The organism is Pseudomonas matsuisoli (assembly GCF_014647635.1).
Taxonomy (GTDB): domain Bacteria; phylum Pseudomonadota; class Gammaproteobacteria; order Pseudomonadales; family Pseudomonadaceae; genus Pseudomonas_P; species Pseudomonas_P matsuisoli.
The window spans coordinates 255695-273044 of sequence record NZ_BMPO01000001.1 but is presented as its reverse complement, the minus strand read 5'-3'; the positions used below and the strand labels follow the sequence as shown (position 1 = coordinate 273044).

Annotated in this window: 17 protein-coding genes and 1 tRNA gene; 11 read left to right on the top strand and 7 right to left on the bottom strand. The window is 59.7% G+C overall.

Features of this window, described 5'->3' with window-relative positions; genetic code table 11:
• The first annotated feature begins 2 nt into the window (after window positions 1–2).
• The 8 genes from IEY47_RS01240 to IEY47_RS01205 all read left to right on the top strand — a co-directional run bounded on the left by IEY47_RS01240 (window position 3) and on the right by IEY47_RS01205 (window position 6300).
• A complete protein-coding gene (locus IEY47_RS01240; RefSeq protein WP_188981316.1) occupies window positions 3–1097 on the top strand; it encodes a protein-glutamate methylesterase/protein-glutamine glutaminase in 1095 nt (364 codons plus the stop codon).
• Window positions 1098–1114: 17 nt separating this feature from the next.
• Entirely contained in the window at window positions 1115–1855 is a 741-nt protein-coding gene (locus IEY47_RS01235) for a flagellar motor protein (RefSeq protein WP_188981315.1), read from the top strand.
• An 18-nt stretch (window positions 1856–1873) separates the two neighbouring features.
• Window positions 1874–2728: a flagellar motor protein MotD gene (gene motD / locus IEY47_RS01230; RefSeq protein WP_188981314.1), complete on the top strand. Its 855-nt coding sequence runs from the start codon at window positions 1874–1876 to the stop codon at window positions 2726–2728.
• Window positions 2729–2776: 48 nt separating this feature from the next.
• Window positions 2777–3565, top strand: a complete 789-nt coding sequence (locus tag IEY47_RS01225; protein WP_188981313.1) for a ParA family protein — start codon at window positions 2777–2779, stop codon at window positions 3563–3565.
• Window positions 3566–3653: 88 nt separating this feature from the next.
• On the top strand, window positions 3654–4610 hold the full coding sequence (locus IEY47_RS01220) for a CheW domain-containing protein (protein ID WP_188981312.1): 957 nt from the start codon (window positions 3654–3656) through the stop codon (window positions 4608–4610).
• Window positions 4611–4682: 72 nt separating this feature from the next.
• Window positions 4683–5162 (top strand): chemotaxis protein CheW, encoded by a 480-nt coding sequence (locus IEY47_RS01215; protein ID WP_188981311.1) that lies wholly within the window; start codon window positions 4683–4685, stop codon window positions 5160–5162.
• A gap of 1 nt (window position 5163) precedes the next feature.
• On the top strand, window positions 5164–5577 hold the full coding sequence (locus IEY47_RS01210; protein WP_229779126.1) for a DUF2802 domain-containing protein: 414 nt from the start codon (window positions 5164–5166) through the stop codon (window positions 5575–5577).
• Window positions 5578–5865: 288 nt separating this feature from the next.
• Window positions 5866–6300: a rhodanese-like domain-containing protein gene (locus IEY47_RS01205; RefSeq protein ID WP_188981310.1), complete on the top strand. Its 435-nt coding sequence runs from the start codon at window positions 5866–5868 to the stop codon at window positions 6298–6300.
• On the opposite strand, the gene IEY47_RS01200 is transcribed toward IEY47_RS01205, so the two are convergent.
• Both IEY47_RS01200 and fliK read right to left on the bottom strand, forming a co-directional pair.
• Complete coding sequence (locus tag IEY47_RS01200; RefSeq protein WP_188981309.1) at window positions 6284–6607, bottom strand: EscU/YscU/HrcU family type III secretion system export apparatus switch protein; 324 nt, start codon at window positions 6605–6607, stop codon at window positions 6284–6286. The two genes, IEY47_RS01205 and IEY47_RS01200, sit on opposite strands and share 17 nt — an antisense overlap.
• Window positions 6604–8112: a flagellar hook-length control protein FliK gene (gene fliK / locus IEY47_RS01195; protein ID WP_188981308.1), complete on the bottom strand. Its 1509-nt coding sequence runs from the start codon at window positions 8110–8112 to the stop codon at window positions 6604–6606. Before fliK ends, IEY47_RS01200 begins: the two co-directional genes overlap by 4 nt.
• A 234-nt stretch (window positions 8113–8346) precedes the next feature.
• On the opposite strand from fliK, the gene IEY47_RS01190 reads away from it, so the two are divergent.
• The gene (locus IEY47_RS01190; RefSeq protein ID WP_188981307.1) at window positions 8347–8793 is read left to right on the top strand and encodes a hypothetical protein; all 447 of its coding nucleotides are present in this window, start codon (window positions 8347–8349) and stop codon (window positions 8791–8793) included.
• Between the two features lie 62 nt (window positions 8794–8855).
• Here the strand turns inward: IEY47_RS01190 and IEY47_RS01185 are convergent, their stop codons facing one another.
• The 3 genes from IEY47_RS01185 to IEY47_RS01175 all read right to left on the bottom strand — a co-directional run bounded on the left by IEY47_RS01185 (window position 8856) and on the right by IEY47_RS01175 (window position 11844).
• Window positions 8856–10316, bottom strand: coding sequence for an SLC13 family permease (locus IEY47_RS01185; RefSeq protein WP_188981306.1), 1461 nt, complete (start codon window positions 10314–10316; stop codon window positions 8856–8858).
• Window positions 10317–10423: 107 nt separating this feature from the next.
• Entirely contained in the window at window positions 10424–11287 is an 864-nt protein-coding gene (locus tag IEY47_RS01180) for an ion transporter (protein WP_188981305.1), read from the bottom strand.
• Between the two features lie 62 nt (window positions 11288–11349).
• On the bottom strand, window positions 11350–11844 hold the full coding sequence (locus tag IEY47_RS01175; protein ID WP_188981304.1) for a SprT family zinc-dependent metalloprotease: 495 nt from the start codon (window positions 11842–11844) through the stop codon (window positions 11350–11352).
• Between the two features lie 207 nt (window positions 11845–12051).
• Here IEY47_RS01175 and ttcA point away from each other — a divergent pair, with 207 nt between their 5' ends.
• Window positions 12052–12879 (top strand): tRNA 2-thiocytidine(32) synthetase TtcA, encoded by an 828-nt coding sequence (gene ttcA / locus IEY47_RS01170; protein WP_188981303.1) that lies wholly within the window; start codon window positions 12052–12054, stop codon window positions 12877–12879.
• Window positions 12880–13725: 846 nt separating this feature from the next.
• Here the strand turns inward: ttcA and IEY47_RS01165 are convergent.
• Window positions 13726–13801 (bottom strand) — tRNA-Asn (locus IEY47_RS01165).
• A gap of 76 nt (window positions 13802–13877) precedes the next feature.
• Window positions 13878–15074: an amino acid aminotransferase gene (locus IEY47_RS01160; protein ID WP_188981302.1), complete on the bottom strand. Its 1197-nt coding sequence runs from the start codon at window positions 15072–15074 to the stop codon at window positions 13878–13880.
• Window positions 15075–15259: 185 nt separating this feature from the next.
• Here IEY47_RS01160 and uvrB point away from each other — a divergent pair, with 185 nt between their 5' ends.
• On the top strand, window positions 15260–17272 hold the full coding sequence (uvrB, locus tag IEY47_RS01155; protein ID WP_188981301.1) for an excinuclease ABC subunit UvrB: 2013 nt from the start codon (window positions 15260–15262) through the stop codon (window positions 17270–17272).
• Window positions 17273–17350: the final 78 nt, after the last annotated feature.

The window sequence follows — 17350 nt, the reverse complement described above, 5'->3', positions numbered from 1 at the left end:
GTATGCCGGTAAAGGTGCTGGTGGTCGACGATTCTGGATTCTTTCGCCGCCGCCTCAATGAGATCTTGTCGTCGGACCCCAACATCCAGGTGATTGGGACCGCAAGTAACGGCCGCGAGGCCATCGAGCAGGCGCAGGCGCTCAAGCCAGACGTCATCACGATGGACTACGAGATGCCCATGATGGATGGCATCACGGCCGTGCGTAACATCATGCAGCGCAGCCCGACGCCCGTTTTGATGTTCTCCTCGCTGACGCACGAAGGTGCGCGCGTCACGCTTGACGCGCTGGATGCCGGTGCCGTCGATTACCTGCCGAAGAATTTCGAAGACATCTCGCGCAATCCGCAGAAAGTCAAAACGCTGCTTTGCGAGAAGATTCACACGATTGCCCGGGCCAATCGGCGTTTTAGTGCCTATTCCCCCGCAAGCGCACCCGCCGCTACGGCGTCGGCGCCTGCACCTGCGCGCCGTCCTGCCGCTTCGCCGCAAGGCACGCCGGCTCCCGCGCAAAGTAGCCCTGCGCCCCGTCGCAAGGCCTACAAGCTTGTCGCCATTGGCACCTCTACTGGCGGCCCTGTGGCATTGCAGCGTGTACTGACGCAACTTCCGGCGAATTTTCCCGCGCCGCTGCTGTTGATCCAGCACATGCCCGCGGCGTTCACCAAGGCATTCGCCGAGCGTTTGGACAAACTATGCCGGATCAATGTGAAAGAGGCCGAAGACGGCGACCACATGCGTCCTGGTTTGGCTCTGTTGGCACCAGGCGGCAAGCAGATGATGGTGGATTCACGCGGTGTCGTGAAAATTCTACCTGGTGATGAGCGCCTCAACTACAAGCCTTGCGTCGATATCACCTTTGGTTCTGCCGCGCGCTCCTACGGTGACAAAGTGCTGGCCGTGGTGCTCACCGGCATGGGCGCCGACGGTCGTGAGGGCGCGCGTTTGCTAAAGCAGAGCGGCAGCCAGGTCTGGGCACAGGACGAAGCGAGTTGCGTCATCTATGGCATGCCAATGTCCGTTGTAAAGGCCAATCTCGCTGACGCGGTGTACAGCCTCGATGACATCGGTCGCCACATAACTGAAGCCTGCATGTAGGAAAAGGAACACCTTCGATGGATGTGCTGAGCCTGATCGGCTTGATCCTGGCCTTCGTCGCCATTGTTGGCGGCAATTTCCTGGAAGGCGGCAGCGTTCTGGCACTGATGAATGGCCCTGCTGCGCTTATCGTGCTGGGCGGAACGCTCGGCGCCACGCTGCTGCAAGTCCCGATGCAGGTGTTCAAGCGTGCGTTGACCATGGTCGGGTGGATCTTGTTTCCGCCGAAGATCGACTTTGTCGGCGGTACCCAGCGCGTCGTGGGGTGGAGCCTGACGGCGCGCAAGGAAGGCCTGCTCGGCCTCGAACCTTTGGCGGATGCCGAGTCGGATCCCTACGCGCGTAAAGGGTTGCAACTGCTAGCGGACGGCACCGAGCCGGAAGCGATTCGCTCCATTCTGGAAGTGGATATGTATACCCAGGAAGACCGCGATATCGAGGCCGCGAAGGTGTACGAAAGCATGGGTGGCTATGCACCCACGCTTGGCATCATCGGCGCCGTCATGGGGTTGATTCATGTGATGGCCAATCTTGCGGACCCGAGCGAGCTCGGCGGTGGCATCGCGGTCGCCTTCGTCGCCACGATCTATGGCATCGCGGTGGCCAACCTCATTCTGCTACCCGTTGGGAACAAGCTAAAAAGCGTCGCGCTGCGCCGCTCCCGCTACCGAGAAATGCTGCTCGAGGGCATCCTGTCCATCGCTGAGGGCGAAAATCCGCGCGCGATCGAGTTGAAGCTCCAGGGTTTCATGGAGTGATGACATGAGATACCCGGCATGAGAGGTTCACGCGGGCGCCGAAGGCGTCACGAAGAACACCAGAATCATGAGCGTTGGCTAATTTCTTATGCGGATTTCATCACGCTGCTGTTTGCCTTCTTCGTCGTGATGTATGCCATTTCCTCATTGAATGAAGGTAAGTACAAAGTGCTTACCGAGAGCCTGACGGGCGTGTTCAATCAACCCGAGCGCTCGCTCAAACCGATACCGATTGGTGATGAACGACCGCGCACGACCGATCTTGAGCAGGCTGATACGGCCGCGGAAAGCGGGCCGGAGGATGCGTTGCGACGCATAGCTGAGAGCGTGCGCGAGGCGTTTGGCGATCTGATCGCCGCAGACCAGTTCACGGTGCGCGGCAATGAGATGTGGATCGAGATCGAGTTGAATTCGGGGTTGCTCTTCCCAAGCGGCGATGCGATTCCGCGAAATGAAGCCTTCGCCATCATCGAACGCATCGCCGGAATTTTGGCACCATACGAAAATCCGGTGAAAGTCGAAGGCTTCACCGACAACGTTCCCATCCGTAGCGCGGCGTATCCAACCAACTGGGAGCTGTCTGCTGCGCGCGCGGCGAGCATCGTTCGCCTTATGGTCGCAAGCGGGATAGAACCTGCGCGGCTGGCTGCCGTGGGCTACGGCGAATACCAGCCTATTGCGGCGAATACCACGGAGGAGGGACGGGCGCGGAATCGCCGCGTCGTACTGCTGGTATCGCGGGATACGGATATTCACCGCAGCGGCCCCGGCGCCCAGCCGCCGGCATCGGTGGATGGCACGCAATCTGCACCGGCGTCGGGTAATCAGGCGCCCAGCAATGGCGCCGTCAATTCCACGTCGCCCGCTGGGTAGGGTGCAGCGAGGCGCTTAGCCGCCTTGCCATGCAGAGGTGAAGCTTCGATGAAAGTTTGGGCCGTCGCCAATCAGAAAGGGGGTGTGGGGAAAACCACCACGTCCATCGCACTGGCCGGGTTGCTTGCGGACGCCGGCAAACGCGTCTTGATCGTCGATCTGGACCCGCACGGTTCGATGACGAGCTACTTCCGCCACGATCCCGATTCCATCGAGCACAGCACGTACGACCTGTTTTTGCATGGCGGCCAAGTCCCGGAGGGATTACCGGCGCGATTGCTACTGGAAACCGGGCATGAGCGTCTGTCGTTACTGCCGTCCAGTACCGCCCTGGCGACGTTGGAGCGTCAGTCGCCAGGGCAAAGCGGCCTTGGACTCGTCATTTCGAAAAGCCTCGCTCAGCTATGGGGCCAGTTCGATCACGCGATCATCGATAGCCCGCCCTTGCTAGGCGTACTTATGGTGAACGCGCTGGCAGCCAGCCAGCAGCTGGTCATTCCTGTGCAGACCGAGTTTCTCGCGGTCAAGGGGCTTGAGCGCATGGTCAATACGCTGGCGATGATCAACCGATCTCGCCGCCAACCATTGGCTTATCACATCGTTCCCACCTTGTTCGACCGTCGGACTCAGGCGTCTTTGAGCACGCTGCGCTTGCTTCAAAGCAACTACCCGGAGCACCTGTGGCAGGCGTATGTACCTATCGATACGCGTCTGCGCGATGCCAGCCGTGCCGGCGTGACCCCGTCCCGCCACGACGCGAATAGCCGGGGTGTCATCGCCTATCGCGCGTTGCTCAAGCATTTGCTGATGCAACAGACCGCCGCGCAGGTTGCCTGATGGGCCGCATGAATTTCTTCAGTGACGCCTCAAGTGTTCGCGGCACGCTGCCGATAGGTTGTTCAGCCATTTTCACCGGGCGTTTTTCATGAGCCAGAGCACTGCTACCGTCAACCGCACGCAACTGACTATCCAGTCGTACCTGGATACGTTGTTGCAGGATGCCCAGATCGAACTTGCCGATAGCGTGTCGGTGGAGGAGTTCGAGGCGGCCGTTCGCGAGGAGCAGCAGCGCGATGCGCTTAAGGTCGTCCCGCGCCAGGTCAACACCGCCCCGGCACCCGAGTCCGCGCCGCTGGCTTACGTTGCTCTCGAGCCGGTTGCGGAGTTGCCGCTTACGGACATGCCGGTTTCGGACGTGCCGGTAGCGGACGTGCCGGTAGCGGACATGCCGGTAGCGGACGTGCCTCTGTTGGATCAAGTCGAATACGTCGAAACCTCGATTTCGCCTGCTACCCGTATGGCAGAGCTCGAGCCTGCCGTCACGACGCCTGTTGTCGAGCCTCTGGTCGTGCTCAAGGCTCAGGCCAGTACGCCGCCACCGCCCGCTAATTATGAAACTCCGCCAGCGTGGGCGCAGGAGCCTTTTGAATGCCTGCTGTTCGATGTGGCGGGGCTCACGCTAGCTGTACCTTTGGCGTGTCTGGGGTCGATCTATCCGTTGAATGATCGGGAGCTGACACCGCTCTTCGGGCAGCCGGACTGGTTCCTCGGTATCCTTCCCAGCCAGGCAGGTAACCTGAAGGTGTTGGATGCCGCTCGGTGGGTCATGCCCGAGCGTTACCGCGATGATTTCCGTGAAGGTTTGCAATACGTCATTTCCGTGCAGGGTTGCGAATGGGGAATGGCGGTCCACAATGTCAGCCATTCCATTCGCCTAGATCCGAGGGAAGTAAAGTGGCGCATGCAGCGCGCTCAACGGCCCTGGTTGGCCGGGACGGTCGTCGAACACATGTGTGCGCTCTTGGATGTATCGGCCCTGGCCGACCTGTTGCTCAGCGGCGCCATTCGCCATGCGAGCGGAGCGGCAGCACGACAAGCCTGAACACGTGCCTTGGGGCACGTGGCAGAAACATGATACGAATGCCGCCAGTGCGGTAATTGACGAGGCAAGGCCATGAAGAAGACGTCTGGACAAGGTAGTGATGACCCCATCCTTCAGTGGGTAACGTTCCGCCTGGACAATGAGACCTACGGCATCAATGTGATGCAGGTCCAAGAAGTGCTGCGTTACACCGAAATCGCTCCCGTACCGGGTGCGCCGAGCTACGTGCTGGGCATCATCAACCTGCGTGGCAACGTGGTGACGGTAATCGATACCCGCCAGCGCTTTGGCCTCGACTACGCGGAAGTGACCGACAATACGCGGATCGTGATCATTGAAGCCGATAAGCAGGTCGTAGGTATTCTCGTCGACAGCGTGGCCGAAGTGGTCTACCTGCGGCAGTCCGAGATCGAAACCGCGCCAAACGTGGGTAACGACGAGTCCGCGAAGTTCATTCAGGGCGTGTGCAACAAGAACGGCGAACTGCTGATCCTGGTCGAGCTGGACAAGCTGATGACCGAGGAAGAGTGGTCGGATCTGGAGAACATCTGAGTTGATCGAGGCAGCCATTGGCGCCTTGGTCATGCTCTGCGTCGGGCTGGGGGGCGCCTGTTTCTGGTTGATGCAGGGGCAGCAAAAGCTGCAGAAATCAATCCGTGAACAGGCCGAGCGCGACGCGCTGCATGATCAGCGAATCCGCGAAATCATCAAGCGGCTGGACACTTATCTGGCGGGCAGTGTGCGCATGGGTGAAGAGTTGCATGACTTGCGCAAGACGCTCGCCCCGATTCCCGACAAGCTCACCCAAATCGAACAACGCGACCCCGCCAACTTCTCCTTTACCCAGGCCGCACGTTTAGTGGGGATGGGAGCGAGTATCGATGACCTGACGCAATCGTGTGGCCTGACTCAAGCCGAAGCGGAGTTGGTCAGCAAGCTGCACAAAGGGCCGAAGTCGCGGAAGTAGGACTTACTGCATTCAAACGCATCGCCAGGGCGGGATCTGTAGCCGCTCCAATCGCGGGCATGGCCCGCTCCCACAGGAACAAACACGATTGTTGTCATCCTTGTAGGAGCGGGCCATGCCCGCGATGCTCTTCGACACTGTCTTACCAGGAAACTTCCAGACCGCCGGGCGCGTCTTTGCTCGGGTCGGTTGAACCCTGACTGCCCGATCGTTCTCGAACCATTGTACGAAATGGATTTTTCAGGGCTGCCTTCCGCAGCGCCTAGAATCTCGCTTGGGGAGGTTCCCATGAGATTGCTCCTGCCGCTGTTGCTTTGCTTTTGCTTTGCCGCCAATGCTGCCGAGGCACCTGCCGATATCAAAGGCGCGATGACCGTCAATGTCTATCAAGCGCAGCATCTACATCAGTTGGGTGCGGTATTCATCGATGTGCGTCCCGCCGAGGCATGGGGTTGGGGGCACGTTCACGGCGCGGTTCACTTGGAACTGACCAATCGATTCGCAGGCTTAGCCGACCCCCAATGGCCGCGTGACGTGCCGCTGGTGATCTACTGTGACAGTGATGTTTGCCCGGCGGCCGCGTTCGCGAGCGAGCTGGCGGTGGAGTGGGGCTATGAGAATGTCTTCTACTTTCGGGACGGCTACTTTGCTTGGATGCTCGCCGATCTGCCTCAGGGTAAAGGCGTGATGGGCGAGGTGCTGCAACTTAACGCGGGCCGCTGAGCAGCGGAACGTCGCTGGTGTCGGGTGCGAACGGATTAAACCCCGCGGGAAACTTGCCTTTCAGGTACCAAGCGAACGCGATAATCTCCGCGATAGTGCGGTACAGCGCTTCCGGGATTTCATCGCCCAGCTCGAGGCGCGCGAGCAACTTCACCAGGTCCGCGTTCTCATAGATGGGGACCTCGTGCTCGCGTGCGATCGCGAGTATCGCTTCGGCAAGTGCGTCGTCTCCTTTCGCCGTTAACTGAGGCGCCGTCTGGCCGTCATACTGTAGCGCGATGGCTTGGCGCGAGGTTTCTCTACTCATGCTGTTTCATCCACCCAGCGTTGTTCCAGACGAGCGCGCGGGCCGCGCGATGGCGCCCCTTGCCTGCATGCGATGTCGCCAACCGTTAGGCCGGCACTTACTAGACGCTCACGTAGCGTTCCCAGCTCGGCGTCCACTAAGCGTGCGGTGTTCTGGCGCTCGGCCCACAGCTGGCTGCTGAGCACGCCCTGAAACAGCTGTGCCTGGACTTGCAATGGCCCCAATGGGTCGATATCGAACGCAAGGTCGATCCGCCAGAGCATTTCGCCCCGTTCTTGCGTCCGTGCCTGTTGGGACTGTTCTTCACGTTGTAGCTTTACTTGCACGGGGACGAAATCCTGGCGGTCCCTGACGGGCAATTCCATCTGCCAGGTCGTAAGCTGATTGCCCTCGGGGGTCATCATGGTCTGAGCTAGGCCGGAAAGCTGATGACTTTGCAAGCGGGAGACCGCAGCGGCGGCCAGCTTCAAGAGGCCCTCTAAGTCCGCGTTCTGTTCCAGCGATTGCAGCAAGCGCGCCGGTAGCGGAAAGCTCTCACCGCTCTGCCGCGAACCTGTCTGACCCAGTGCGCCCAATGCATCGCGCAGCAACCCGGGAAGCATCTGCGCAACGCCAGGGTTGAGGCTTGGTGGCAGGGCGGTCTGCTGACTCAGTTGCGAGACCAGGCGAAGCAGATTGCCCTTGAGGTCCTGAGTGGTCTCCAAGTCGGCGAGCAATCGCGTTTCCAGCTGCGCGCCGCTGTTGGCCAGCGCCCGGGCCAATACCTTTGGATCCTTCAGCTCGGCGAATTCGGGAAGGTCTGCCAAGAGCTTTTCCACTGCGCCTTTAATCGGCGTAGGCAAGGGCGTCGCCGGATTTGACAGCGCTTTGAACAGACTTTCGAGTGACCCCTGTCGCCCCAGTTGCCCGTTGAGTTGCTGCTCGATATCAAGTCTGTTCAGTAAGCCACTCAGCGGTACGAACGAAAGTGTCTGGTTGCCGTCCACACGTGCCGTCATCAGGCTGCCAGCGGGCAGCTTGATCGGCGTCTCGATGTTCAACTTCTGGCCCGCGTTCGCGCCATTGAGCAGCTGGACGATCACTTTGAATGTCGCCGCGTCAGGCGTCACGGGCTGGCTCGACACCACGCGGCCCTGAATCAGCGTGCCCACTGGCATCTGCGTCAAATCCAGCTCACTGACGGGCTGTTGCGATGTGTTCTGCAACGCAGCCAGCAGCCGCGTCTGCGACAAGGCAGTGACCGCCAATGCAGTCCCCTGCGGTATCGCCCGCGGGCTTTCCGTTTCCACCAGGGTCTGACGACCGTTTTCTAGCGTCAGGCGCAGCACCAGTTGAAAGTTCTGGCCTTGATCCTTGACGGTAACGACTTCGGCGGTAGCGTTTTCGCCCGCGGTCAACACGCCTTCGAGCGACTGCGTCAGTTTCAGCGCCATATCGACGATCGCGGCCTGGGTGCGGGCAGCTGTTGTCGTGGGTAGCACGCGGGCGGCGGCGATATCGGTCATTCAGCTCAAACCATTGGAGCCTGCGTCCTCGCGAGGAGGATCTTGGCGGTGGTCGATCGTCCCAAAATGGGTATTGCCCCCGTTAGCGGCGCCAGACCCTGTTTCTTGAGCGAGGGTGACCGGTGGTTCACGTCGAGCGTAGCGGAATTAGAAGCGGTGTCCTGGGTCAGAAGCAGCATCGACAAGGTCCGGTTGTTGGCCGGTGTTCGCCTGAGGCGTTCTAGGGAGTCATGCATGAGTGAGTTTTCAGTCGGCCACGGCCGACCGCTGTTATCCACTGCGCAGGTTTCGTACAAGAAGATCGTGCCGCTATTGCTCGTCGCACTGCTCGCCGGTTGCGCGGGGCGTAGCACGGAAGATATGCCCCCGGTTGAGCCCGTTCCCGCACCGGCGCCAGTACCTTTGCCCACGCCGAAAGCACCGCCGGTCCAACCTGCGCCAGTGCCCGCTCCGCCGGCATCACAGCCCACGATAAGCCCACGATTTGCCCCACCGCCGCACGTGGCGGCCCAGTGGGATAACCGGTTAGGCGTCTATGTCGTGCCGAAACGCGAGCTTTACTATCGCGAGCGCGTCTATTACCAGAAGCAGGGAGGCGAGTGGATGTCTTCTTCGCTGCCGGATGGTCCTTGGGAGCCCGTTGCGGCGCCGAGCGTTCCGCCGGGTTTGCGTAGCCTCTGATCTGCTTGTATAAGGCTCGCGCTGGCACCCTTTGCAGGTGCCAGCATCGCCACGTTACCGGTTTACGCGTTGGACCAGATCATCCCGATCAATAGGTAGCAGAGCAGTGTCACAAGCACCGTGCCGTAAAGATTGATCGCGAACCCGGCCTTGATCATCGATTGAATCTTCATCTGCCCGGTACCGAATACGATCGCGTTAGGCGGTGTTGCGACGGGCATCATGAATGCGCAACTCGCGGCGATCGCGGCAGGTATCGCCAGCATCTCCGGCGGTAGCCCTTGCGCGGCAGCGAGCGCGCCAAGAAGCGGCAGGAAGGCTGCGGCCGTGGCGGTATTCGACGTTACTTCCGTCAACATCACGATGATCAATGTAACTAAGCCGATCATCAGCACCAAGGGCAGGGTATCGAACCCTTCTAGACCCTGGGCTATCCACTCTGCTAGCCCTGAGCTGCTGATTGCGGCTGCCAACGACAGGCCACCCCCGAAGAGCAGAAGCACGCCCCAAGGTACCTTCGTCGCGTAGTCCCAGTTCATCAGGAACTCGCGTTTTTCGCGGTTAACTGGAACGAGGAAGAGGGTAAGGGCGGCAATGATCGCAATGCTGGTGTCGCTGATGCCCGGAACGATATCCGCAAGCATTGGCTGAAAGATCCAGCTTGCGGCGGCTAGCGTGAAGACGATACCGATACGTTTCTCGCCCGTGGAAAGCGGTCCCAGCTTGTCCTTCTCTTCTTGCAATAAATGGGTGCTTTCCGACGTTTCCAGCTTGAATCCCCCCAGCGTCAGCCACCACCAGATGAACACCAGCATGCCTAGCGCTACGGGCAGACCCAGCAGCATCCATTGACCGAAGCCGATCTCCACCTGGTGATTCTCACTCAGGAATGCGGCCAGCATTGCGTTCGGCGGCGTTCCGATGAGCGTTGCGATACCGCCAACGCTGGCGGCATAGGCGATCCCCAGTAACAGCGCCGTCGCGAAGCGTTTTTGATCGGCTTCGTCACCGCCGTTGGCCGTAAGCAGTCCGATCACGGACATGCCGATAGGCAGCATCATGATGGCCGTCGCGGTGTTGCTGACCCACATGCTTAGGAACGCGGTGGCGATCATGAAGCCCGCGACCTGGCGTTTCGGTTGGTTGCCTACGGCCAGCAAGGTCGCCAGCGCGATCCGCTTATGAAGATTCCAGCGCTGCATGGCGAGGCCGAGGAGAAAGCCTCCGAAGAACAGGAATATCGTCGGGTTGCCGTAAGGCGAGGTAGCACTGGACATCTCGCCGATTCCGAGAAGGGGAATCATTGGAATCGGAAGCAGGGCGGTGGCCGGAATCGGGATGGCTTCGGTCGACCACCAGGTGGCCATGAGCAACGTCAGGCCCAGTGTGTTCCAGGCCGCACGGGAAAGCTCGCCGGGCGGATCGGTGAGTAGGCAGGCGAGCAATAGTAAAGGGCCGAGTATTAGGCCGATTGACGCGGCTTTGCGCGAGCCGCTGGTGTTGTTTTCCGACGCGTCCGTCATTGGCGCCTCTCCTTGTCATGGTGTTGTTTTCGTCACCGGTATGGGCGACCTGCTATGACCTAAGGGATGGACTGCCGCTAGCGTCGAGCGGTTCGGCGATGTCGGGTTCAGCGGCTTTCGGAATGTTTCGAGGCGCCTGTGTCTGGGGCGGGGAACAGGGCCGCACCGCAGCGATTGCAGTAGCTGGCGTTCTGCTCGTGCTGACCTTTTTCGCAACGAGGGCATTCCCGATGCAACGCCTCGGGGCGCATGGCGTTCGCCAGTTCCGCGGTGAAGATACCGGTGGGCACCGCAATGATCGCGTAGCCAGTGATCATCACCAATGATGCGAGCGTTTGACCCAGGGCAGTCTTCGGGACCATGTCACCGAAGCCGACGGTCGTCAGCGTGACGATGGCCCAATAGATGCTCTTGGGGATGCTGGTAAAGCCATTGGGTGGGCCCTCGATCACGTACATCAGGGTGCCGTACACGGTGACCAGCGTGGTGATGCCTAGAAGAAACACGACAATCTTCTGCCTGCTGGCGCGCAGCGCGACAAGCAAGAAATTCGCCTGGCTCAAGTAGGGTACGAGCTTCAGCACGCGGAAGACGCGCAGCATGCGGATGACCCGTACGATCAGCAGGTATTGGGCGTCCGGATAAAACAGGGCGATGAAGGCGGGGAGAATGGCGATTACGTCGATCAAGCCGTAGAAGCTGAAGACGTAGTCCTTTGGCCGTTCGCTGCTGTAGACACGCAGCAGGTACTCGATCGCGAACAGGGTGGTGAAGACCCATTCCAGGCCTGCGAGCCAATCGCCGTAGGCCGCATGGACGGTATCGATGCTGTCGAGCATGACGACCAGCAGGCTGGCCAGGATGACGACGAGCAGGCTGATATCGAAGGCCCGTCCAGCAGGGGTGCTGACGTGAAAGATGATGGTGTTGATGCGTGCTCGCACACTGTTTGAACGGGGTTCCGCGTCCATGCCTATTCCTATCGTCAAACCCGTCTGAAAGCGCCAGGCAGCCCACGGTTCCATCGAACGGCTCACGCCTGCGTCTGGCGGCCGCTGTAGATCAGTGTCTTCTTGCAGCTTCGACAGATATATCGCCGCCCTTTGCCGATAAGCGCATGACGTTGGGACGACAGCGGAAACTCTCGCTCGGGGCATGCGCATTGGTAGATGTAGGCGTTCCGCGCGCGTCGCTCGATTTCATAGGTGTGGCAGCGATCAGGTGGCAGCTCGTAGACGCCACGCATGATGAGTTGCCATTCCTCGCCGTGGGGCTGAATGCGGTCGCCAAACAATTGGTGGGCAACCAGATGCGCTACTTCGTGCGCAACGGTCTGCTCGAGAAAGTGCTCGCGATTATCGGTATAGAGCTTTGGATTGAAGCGCAGACGGTTTTCGTGAAGGTGTGCGACGCCGGCTTTTTGCCCACGCAGCTTGAAGCTGACGTCGGGTCTCACGAAAGGGCGCTTGAAAAAGTCTTCGGCCAGCCGATAACAGGCCTCGACGCGTGCATGAAGCTGCTCGGGCATGGGTTCCTACTCCGGTGAGCCGAAATTATGCCTGAGAATGACCGTTCGGCCGGAGACCATCTGGCAGTCGGGCATGGGATTTTTGTCGATCGACGCTGGGCGTCATCGCAATAACACGTAAAATGCACGGCTTTTCACGGCTATCGACTGCGCCCGCGTTCGACGTCGGTTGCCGTTACTTTCTTCATACGGGATGTCACCACCAGCATGAGCAGCACCCTTTCGGTCAACCAGAACAAACTGCAGAAGCGCCTGCGCCGCCAGGTGGGTGAAGCGGTCGCGGACTTCAACATGATCGAAGACGGCGACAAGATCATGGTCTGCCTGTCGGGTGGTAAGGACAGCTACACGATGCTGGACGTGCTGTTGTACCTGCAAAAGGTCGCGCCGATTCGGTTCGAGATCGTGGCGGTGAACATGGACCAAAAGCAGCCGGGCTTCCCGGAGCATGTACTGCCGGCGTATCTGGAATCCGTTGAGGTGCCGTACCACATCATCGAGAAGGACACGTACTCGGTGGTGAAGGAGAAAATCCCAGAGGGTAAAACGACCTGTTCGCTGTGCTCACGCTTGCGCCGCGGGACGCTGTACACGTATGCAGATGAGATAGGTGCGACCAAGATGGCACTCGGTCACCACCGTGACGACATTCTCGAGACGTTTTTCCTGAACATGTTCTACGGTGGCACGCTAAAGGCGATGCCGCCAAAGCTGCGCTCGGACGACGGCCGAAACGTGGTCATTCGCCCGCTGGCGTATTGCAACGAGGCCGACATCGAGGCGTATTCGCGCCTGAAGGAATTCCCAATCATCCCGTGCAACCTGTGTGGCTCGCAGGAAAATCTGCAGCGTCAGGTCGTCAAGGACATGCTGCAGGAATGGGAACGCAAGTCCCCCGGCCGTACCGAAATCATGTTCCGCGCGCTGCAGAACGTCGTACCGTCGCAACTGGCCGATCGTAATCTGTTCGATTTCACCAGCCTGCGTATCGATGACACGGCGACACCGCGGTTTTTGGATGTGATGAGTCTTTGATCGGCGATTTAAACCGACGATCTGAGTGTGCGGCTCCTGTAGGAGCCAGCTTGCTGGCGATGTTTTTGACGGGCGAATCGTCATGGGCCAGTGGTTGTGCTAGATCACGATCGCTAGCACGCTGAGCGCCGCGGCCCACCCCAACGATAGAGCGCTCGATGTGCTTCGAGACTGTAGGGTGGAATCCCGAAGGGCTTCCACCGTTTACCGCGGGCAACCGGATCACAAGCGACTACGCGGTGAACGGTGGATTACGCGACGAGTCGCTAATCCACCCTACGTAGCTCATGTGGGAGCCAGCTTGCTGGCGATGTTTTTGACGAGCGAATCGTCATGGGCCAGTGGTTGTGCTAGATCACGATCGCTAGCACGCTGAGCGCCGCACGGCCCACCCCACGATAGAGCGCTCGATGTACTTCGAGACCGTAGGGTGGAATCCCGAAGGGCTTCCACCGTTTACCGCGGGCAACCGGATCACAGGCGACCACGCGGTGAACGGTGGATTACGCGACGAGTCGCTAATCCACCCTACGTAGCTCATGTGGGAGCGGGCCATGCCCGCGATGGAGTTACGCCGTCCTGCCAATCGCGAGCATGGCTCGCTCCCACAAGGCCCGATCACTGCCGCGCCGCCTCCTTGCTGCGCGACAGCGCGGCGCCTTGGCAGCGGGGAACTTCTACAGGTGCGCGCGGGGCATGTGGGGTGCCCGCAATTCTCGTACGGTGGAATCCCGAAGGGCTTCCACCGTTCATGAGGCCGTTAGGCCGAATCACCTGGGGCAAGGTCCCTGGTGAGGGTCCATCAGGCAATAAAAAACCCCAGGCTTGCACCTGGGGTTTCGAATTTGGCTCCGCGACCTGGACTCGAACCAGGGACCCAATGATTAACAGTCATTTGCTCTACCGACTGAGCTATCGCGGAACAACGGTGCGTATCGTACTGATCCGTAAGGCAAAGTCAAGCATGCCGGAGGCCGTCAGCGGCCTCCTGGCGGGGGTCAGAGCACCTGTGCGATGGCGCGGGTTACGGCGTCTAGATTGCTGCGATTAAGGGCGGCAACGCAGATGCGGCCGGTGCTCACGGCATAGATGCCGAAGTCGTTGCGCAGTCGTTCGACCTGCTCGGCCGTCAGGCCCGAATAGGAGAACATCCCGCGCTGAGCATTGACGAAGCTGAAGTCACGTGTAGCGCCCAGTGCCGCCAATTTTTCCACCATCGAAACACGCATCTCGCGGATTCGTCCGCGCATCTCAGCCAGCTCTTGCTCCCAAAGTGCACGCAATTCAGGGCTGTTCAGCACCGAGGCGACAACGATGGCGCCGTGGGTCGGTGGATTGGAATAGTTAGTGCGGATGACACGCTTCACCTGTGAAAGTACGCGACCCGATTCCTCCTGGGACGCGGTGACGATGGTCAATGCGCCTACGCGCTCACCGTACAGCGAGAACGACTTGGAGAACGAGCTCGAGACGAAGAACTCGAGACCGGATTGGGCGAACAGTTCGACGGCCACGGCATCTTCGCGGATGCCATCGCCGAAGCCTTGGTAGGCGATGTCGAGGAACGGAATCAGTTCGCGTTCACGTACCACGTCGAGCACCGCTTTCCAGTCTTCGACCGTCAGGTCGACGCCGGTTGGGTTGTGGCAGCACGCATGCAGCACCGCGACGGAACGGGCGGGAAGGGCGCGCAGGTCTTCGAGCATGCCGTCGCGATCGATACCATGGCTGGCGGCGTCGTAGTAGCGGTAGTTGCGGACATCGAAGCCGGCGGCCTCGAACAACGCGCGGTGATTTTCCCAGCTCGGATTACTGATGGCGGCGACTGCGTTCGGTTGCAGGCGCTTGATGAAGTCAGCGCCGGTCTTGAGTGCGCCCGTGCCGCCAATGGCCTGGGTCGTCACGCAGCGACCTTCCGCCAGCAAGCTCGAGCCTTCGCCAAACAAGAGTTTCTGTACCGCCTGGTCGTACGCCGCGATGCCTTCGATCGGCAAATAGCCCCGCGGGGCGTGCGCCGCGATGCGGGCTTTTTCCGCTTCGGCGACCGCGCGCAAGAGTGGGATCCGTCCTTCTTCGTTGTAGTAAACGCCTACCCCAAGGTTGACCTTGTTGGAACGCGTATCCGCGTTGAACGCATCATTGAGACCCAAAATCGGATCACGTGGGGCCATTTCAACGGAAGAGAACAAACTCATAGTGGCGGGGCTCGAAGTTTGAGAGGTGTAAAGCCGTGGCGCTGCCAGGGCTATGGAGGCGGGGCTGAAGTATAGCTGGGGCTCTTGACACCTGCGATATGCTTACCGCTCTGTTTCTGGAATTTTCACCGCTGATGCCTTCACGGGCACATGTCATCGGTTTTGTTTTTTTCGAGGTGCCGTTCATGGCTGAGTTCCAACTCTCCACACGTTTCCAGCCCGCTGGCGATCAGCCCGAAGCCATACGGCAGATGGTCGAAGGATTGGAGGCGGGGCTGTCTCACCAAACGTTGCTCGGCGTAACCGGTTCGGGGAAGACGTTCAGCATCGCCAATGTGATCTCCCAGGTGAAGCGACCGACGATGATTCTGGCGCCGAACAAGACCTTGGCAGCGCAGTTGTATGGCGAATTCAAGACGTTTTTCCCGAACAATGCCGTGGAATATTTCGTCTCCTATTACGACTACTACCAGCCTGAGGCTTATGTACCGTCGTCGGATACCTTCATCGAGAAAGATTCCTCGATCAACGATCATATTGAGCAGATGCGGCTTTCGGCGACCAAAGCGCTGCTGGAACGCGAAGACGCGATCATCGTCACCACCGTGTCCTGCATCTACGGCTTGGGTAGTCCTGAGACGTATCTAAAGATGGTGCTGCACGTGGACCGCGGCGATCGCATGGATCAGCGCGAGCTGCTTCGGCGTTTGACCCAGCTGCAGTACACCCGTAACGAGATGGACTTCGCCCGCGCGACCTTCCGAGTACGTGGTGATGTCATCGACATCTTCCCGGCGGAGTCCGAAATGGAGGCGGTGCGTATCGAGCTCTTCGACGATGAAGTCGAGAATATTGCAGCGTTCGATCCGCTTACCGGTGAGGTGATCCGCAAACTGCCGCGCTTCACGTTCTTCCCGAAGACGCACTATGCGACGCCCCGGGAAACCCTGCTGGAGGCCATCGACCGAGTCAAAGTGGAACTCAAAGACCGCCTCGACTACTTGCGGGAAAACCATAAGCTCGTCGAGGCGCAGCGTCTTGAACAACGTACCCGTTTCGATCTGGAGATGATGATCGAGTTGGGTTATTGCAACGGTATCGAAAACTACTCTCGGTACCTTTCCGGACGCGGGCCAGGTGAGCCGCCGCCGACTTTATACGACTACTTGCCGGCTAACGCGCTGCTGGTCATCGATGAGTCCCACGTATCCGTTCCGCAGGTTGGCGCCATGTTCAAGGGCGATCGCTCGCGAAAGGAGACATTGGTTGAATATGGCTTCCGACTGCCCTCAGCCCTCGACAACCGCCCGCTGCGTTTCGAGGAGTGGGAGTCCATCAGCCCGCAGACGATCTTTGTTTCCGCGACCCCGGGGCCGTATGAAGAAGAGCATTCGGGGCGCGTGATCGAGCAGGTTGTGCGTCCGACCGGGCTTGTGGATCCGCAAATCGAGATCCGGCCCGCGACGACGCAGGTCGATGATCTGCTTTCCGAAATTAGAAAACGAGTGGCGGCCGAAGAGCGAGTGTTGGTGACAACGCTCACCAAGCGCATGTCCGAAGATCTGACCGACTACCTGGCTGATCACGAAGTGCGCGTGCGCTACCTGCACTCGGACATCGACACGGTCGAACGCGTCGAGATCATTCGTGATCTGCGTCTGGGTACCTTCGATGTGCTGGTCGGCATCAACTTGCTTCGCGAAGGACTGGACATGCCCGAGGTATCGCTCGTGGCCATTCTCGATGCCGATAAGGAAGGCTTTTTGCGTTCCGAGCGCTCATTGATCCAGACCATTGGCCGGGCAGCCCGAAACCTGAATGGGCGGGCCATTCTCTATGCCGATGCGATCACGGGCTCGATGCAGCGCGCGATCGATGAAACCGACCGCCGCCGCGCGAAACAGATCGCTTTCAATGAGGCACACGGTATCGTCCCTCGAGGCGTGAAGCGGGATATCAACGACATCCTCGAGGGTGCCAGCGTGCCTGGTGGCCGGGGCAAGCGTCGTGGTTTGGCCAAGGTCGCCGAGGACAGCGGCAAGTATGAGCAGGAGCTGCGCTCACCGAGCGAGATCAACAAACGAATCCGGCAGTTGGAAGAAAAAATGATGCAGTTCGCGCGCGATCTCGAGTTCGAAGCGGCCGCGCAGTTGCGGGATGAGATTCAGGGATTGAGGCAGCGGCTATTGCAGGTTTGATGCTGAAACGGTTGCTCGTGGGTCGCGCTTCATTCGAGGCGCCTTTCTGTAGGAGCCCATTTATGGGCGATCGCAATC

What these genes read in the sequence shown, in the direction of transcription:
- IEY47_RS01240 (WP_188981316.1), top strand. Translation starts at nt 3, where the DNA reads ATGCCGGTAAAGGTGCTGGTGGTCGACGATTCTGGATTCTTTCGCCGC.
- IEY47_RS01235 (WP_188981315.1), top strand. Translation starts at nt 1,115, where the DNA reads ATGGATGTGCTGAGCCTGATCGGCTTGATCCTGGCCTTCGTCGCCATT.
- motD (WP_188981314.1), top strand. Translation starts at nt 1,874, where the DNA reads ATGAGAGGTTCACGCGGGCGCCGAAGGCGTCACGAAGAACACCAGAAT.
- IEY47_RS01225 (WP_188981313.1), top strand. Translation starts at nt 2,777, where the DNA reads ATGAAAGTTTGGGCCGTCGCCAATCAGAAAGGGGGTGTGGGGAAAACC.
- IEY47_RS01220 (WP_188981312.1), top strand. Translation starts at nt 3,654, where the DNA reads ATGAGCCAGAGCACTGCTACCGTCAACCGCACGCAACTGACTATCCAG.
- IEY47_RS01215 (WP_188981311.1), top strand. Translation starts at nt 4,683, where the DNA reads ATGAAGAAGACGTCTGGACAAGGTAGTGATGACCCCATCCTTCAGTGG.
- IEY47_RS01205 (WP_188981310.1), top strand. Translation starts at nt 5,866, where the DNA reads ATGAGATTGCTCCTGCCGCTGTTGCTTTGCTTTTGCTTTGCCGCCAAT.
- IEY47_RS01200 (WP_188981309.1), bottom strand. Translation starts at nt 6,607, where the DNA reads ATGAGTAGAGAAACCTCGCGCCAAGCCATCGCGCTACAGTATGACGGC.
- fliK (WP_188981308.1), bottom strand. Translation starts at nt 8,112, where the DNA reads ATGACCGATATCGCCGCCGCCCGCGTGCTACCCACGACAACAGCTGCC.
- IEY47_RS01190 (WP_188981307.1), top strand. Translation starts at nt 8,347, where the DNA reads ATGAGTGAGTTTTCAGTCGGCCACGGCCGACCGCTGTTATCCACTGCG.
- IEY47_RS01185 (WP_188981306.1), bottom strand. Translation starts at nt 10,316, where the DNA reads ATGACGGACGCGTCGGAAAACAACACCAGCGGCTCGCGCAAAGCCGCG.
- IEY47_RS01180 (WP_188981305.1), bottom strand. Translation starts at nt 11,287, where the DNA reads ATGGACGCGGAACCCCGTTCAAACAGTGTGCGAGCACGCATCAACACC.
- IEY47_RS01175 (WP_188981304.1), bottom strand. Translation starts at nt 11,844, where the DNA reads ATGCCCGAGCAGCTTCATGCACGCGTCGAGGCCTGTTATCGGCTGGCC.
- ttcA (WP_188981303.1), top strand. Translation starts at nt 12,052, where the DNA reads ATGAGCAGCACCCTTTCGGTCAACCAGAACAAACTGCAGAAGCGCCTG.
- IEY47_RS01160 (WP_188981302.1), bottom strand. Translation starts at nt 15,074, where the DNA reads ATGAGTTTGTTCTCTTCCGTTGAAATGGCCCCACGTGATCCGATTTTG.
- uvrB (WP_188981301.1), top strand. Translation starts at nt 15,260, where the DNA reads ATGGCTGAGTTCCAACTCTCCACACGTTTCCAGCCCGCTGGCGATCAG.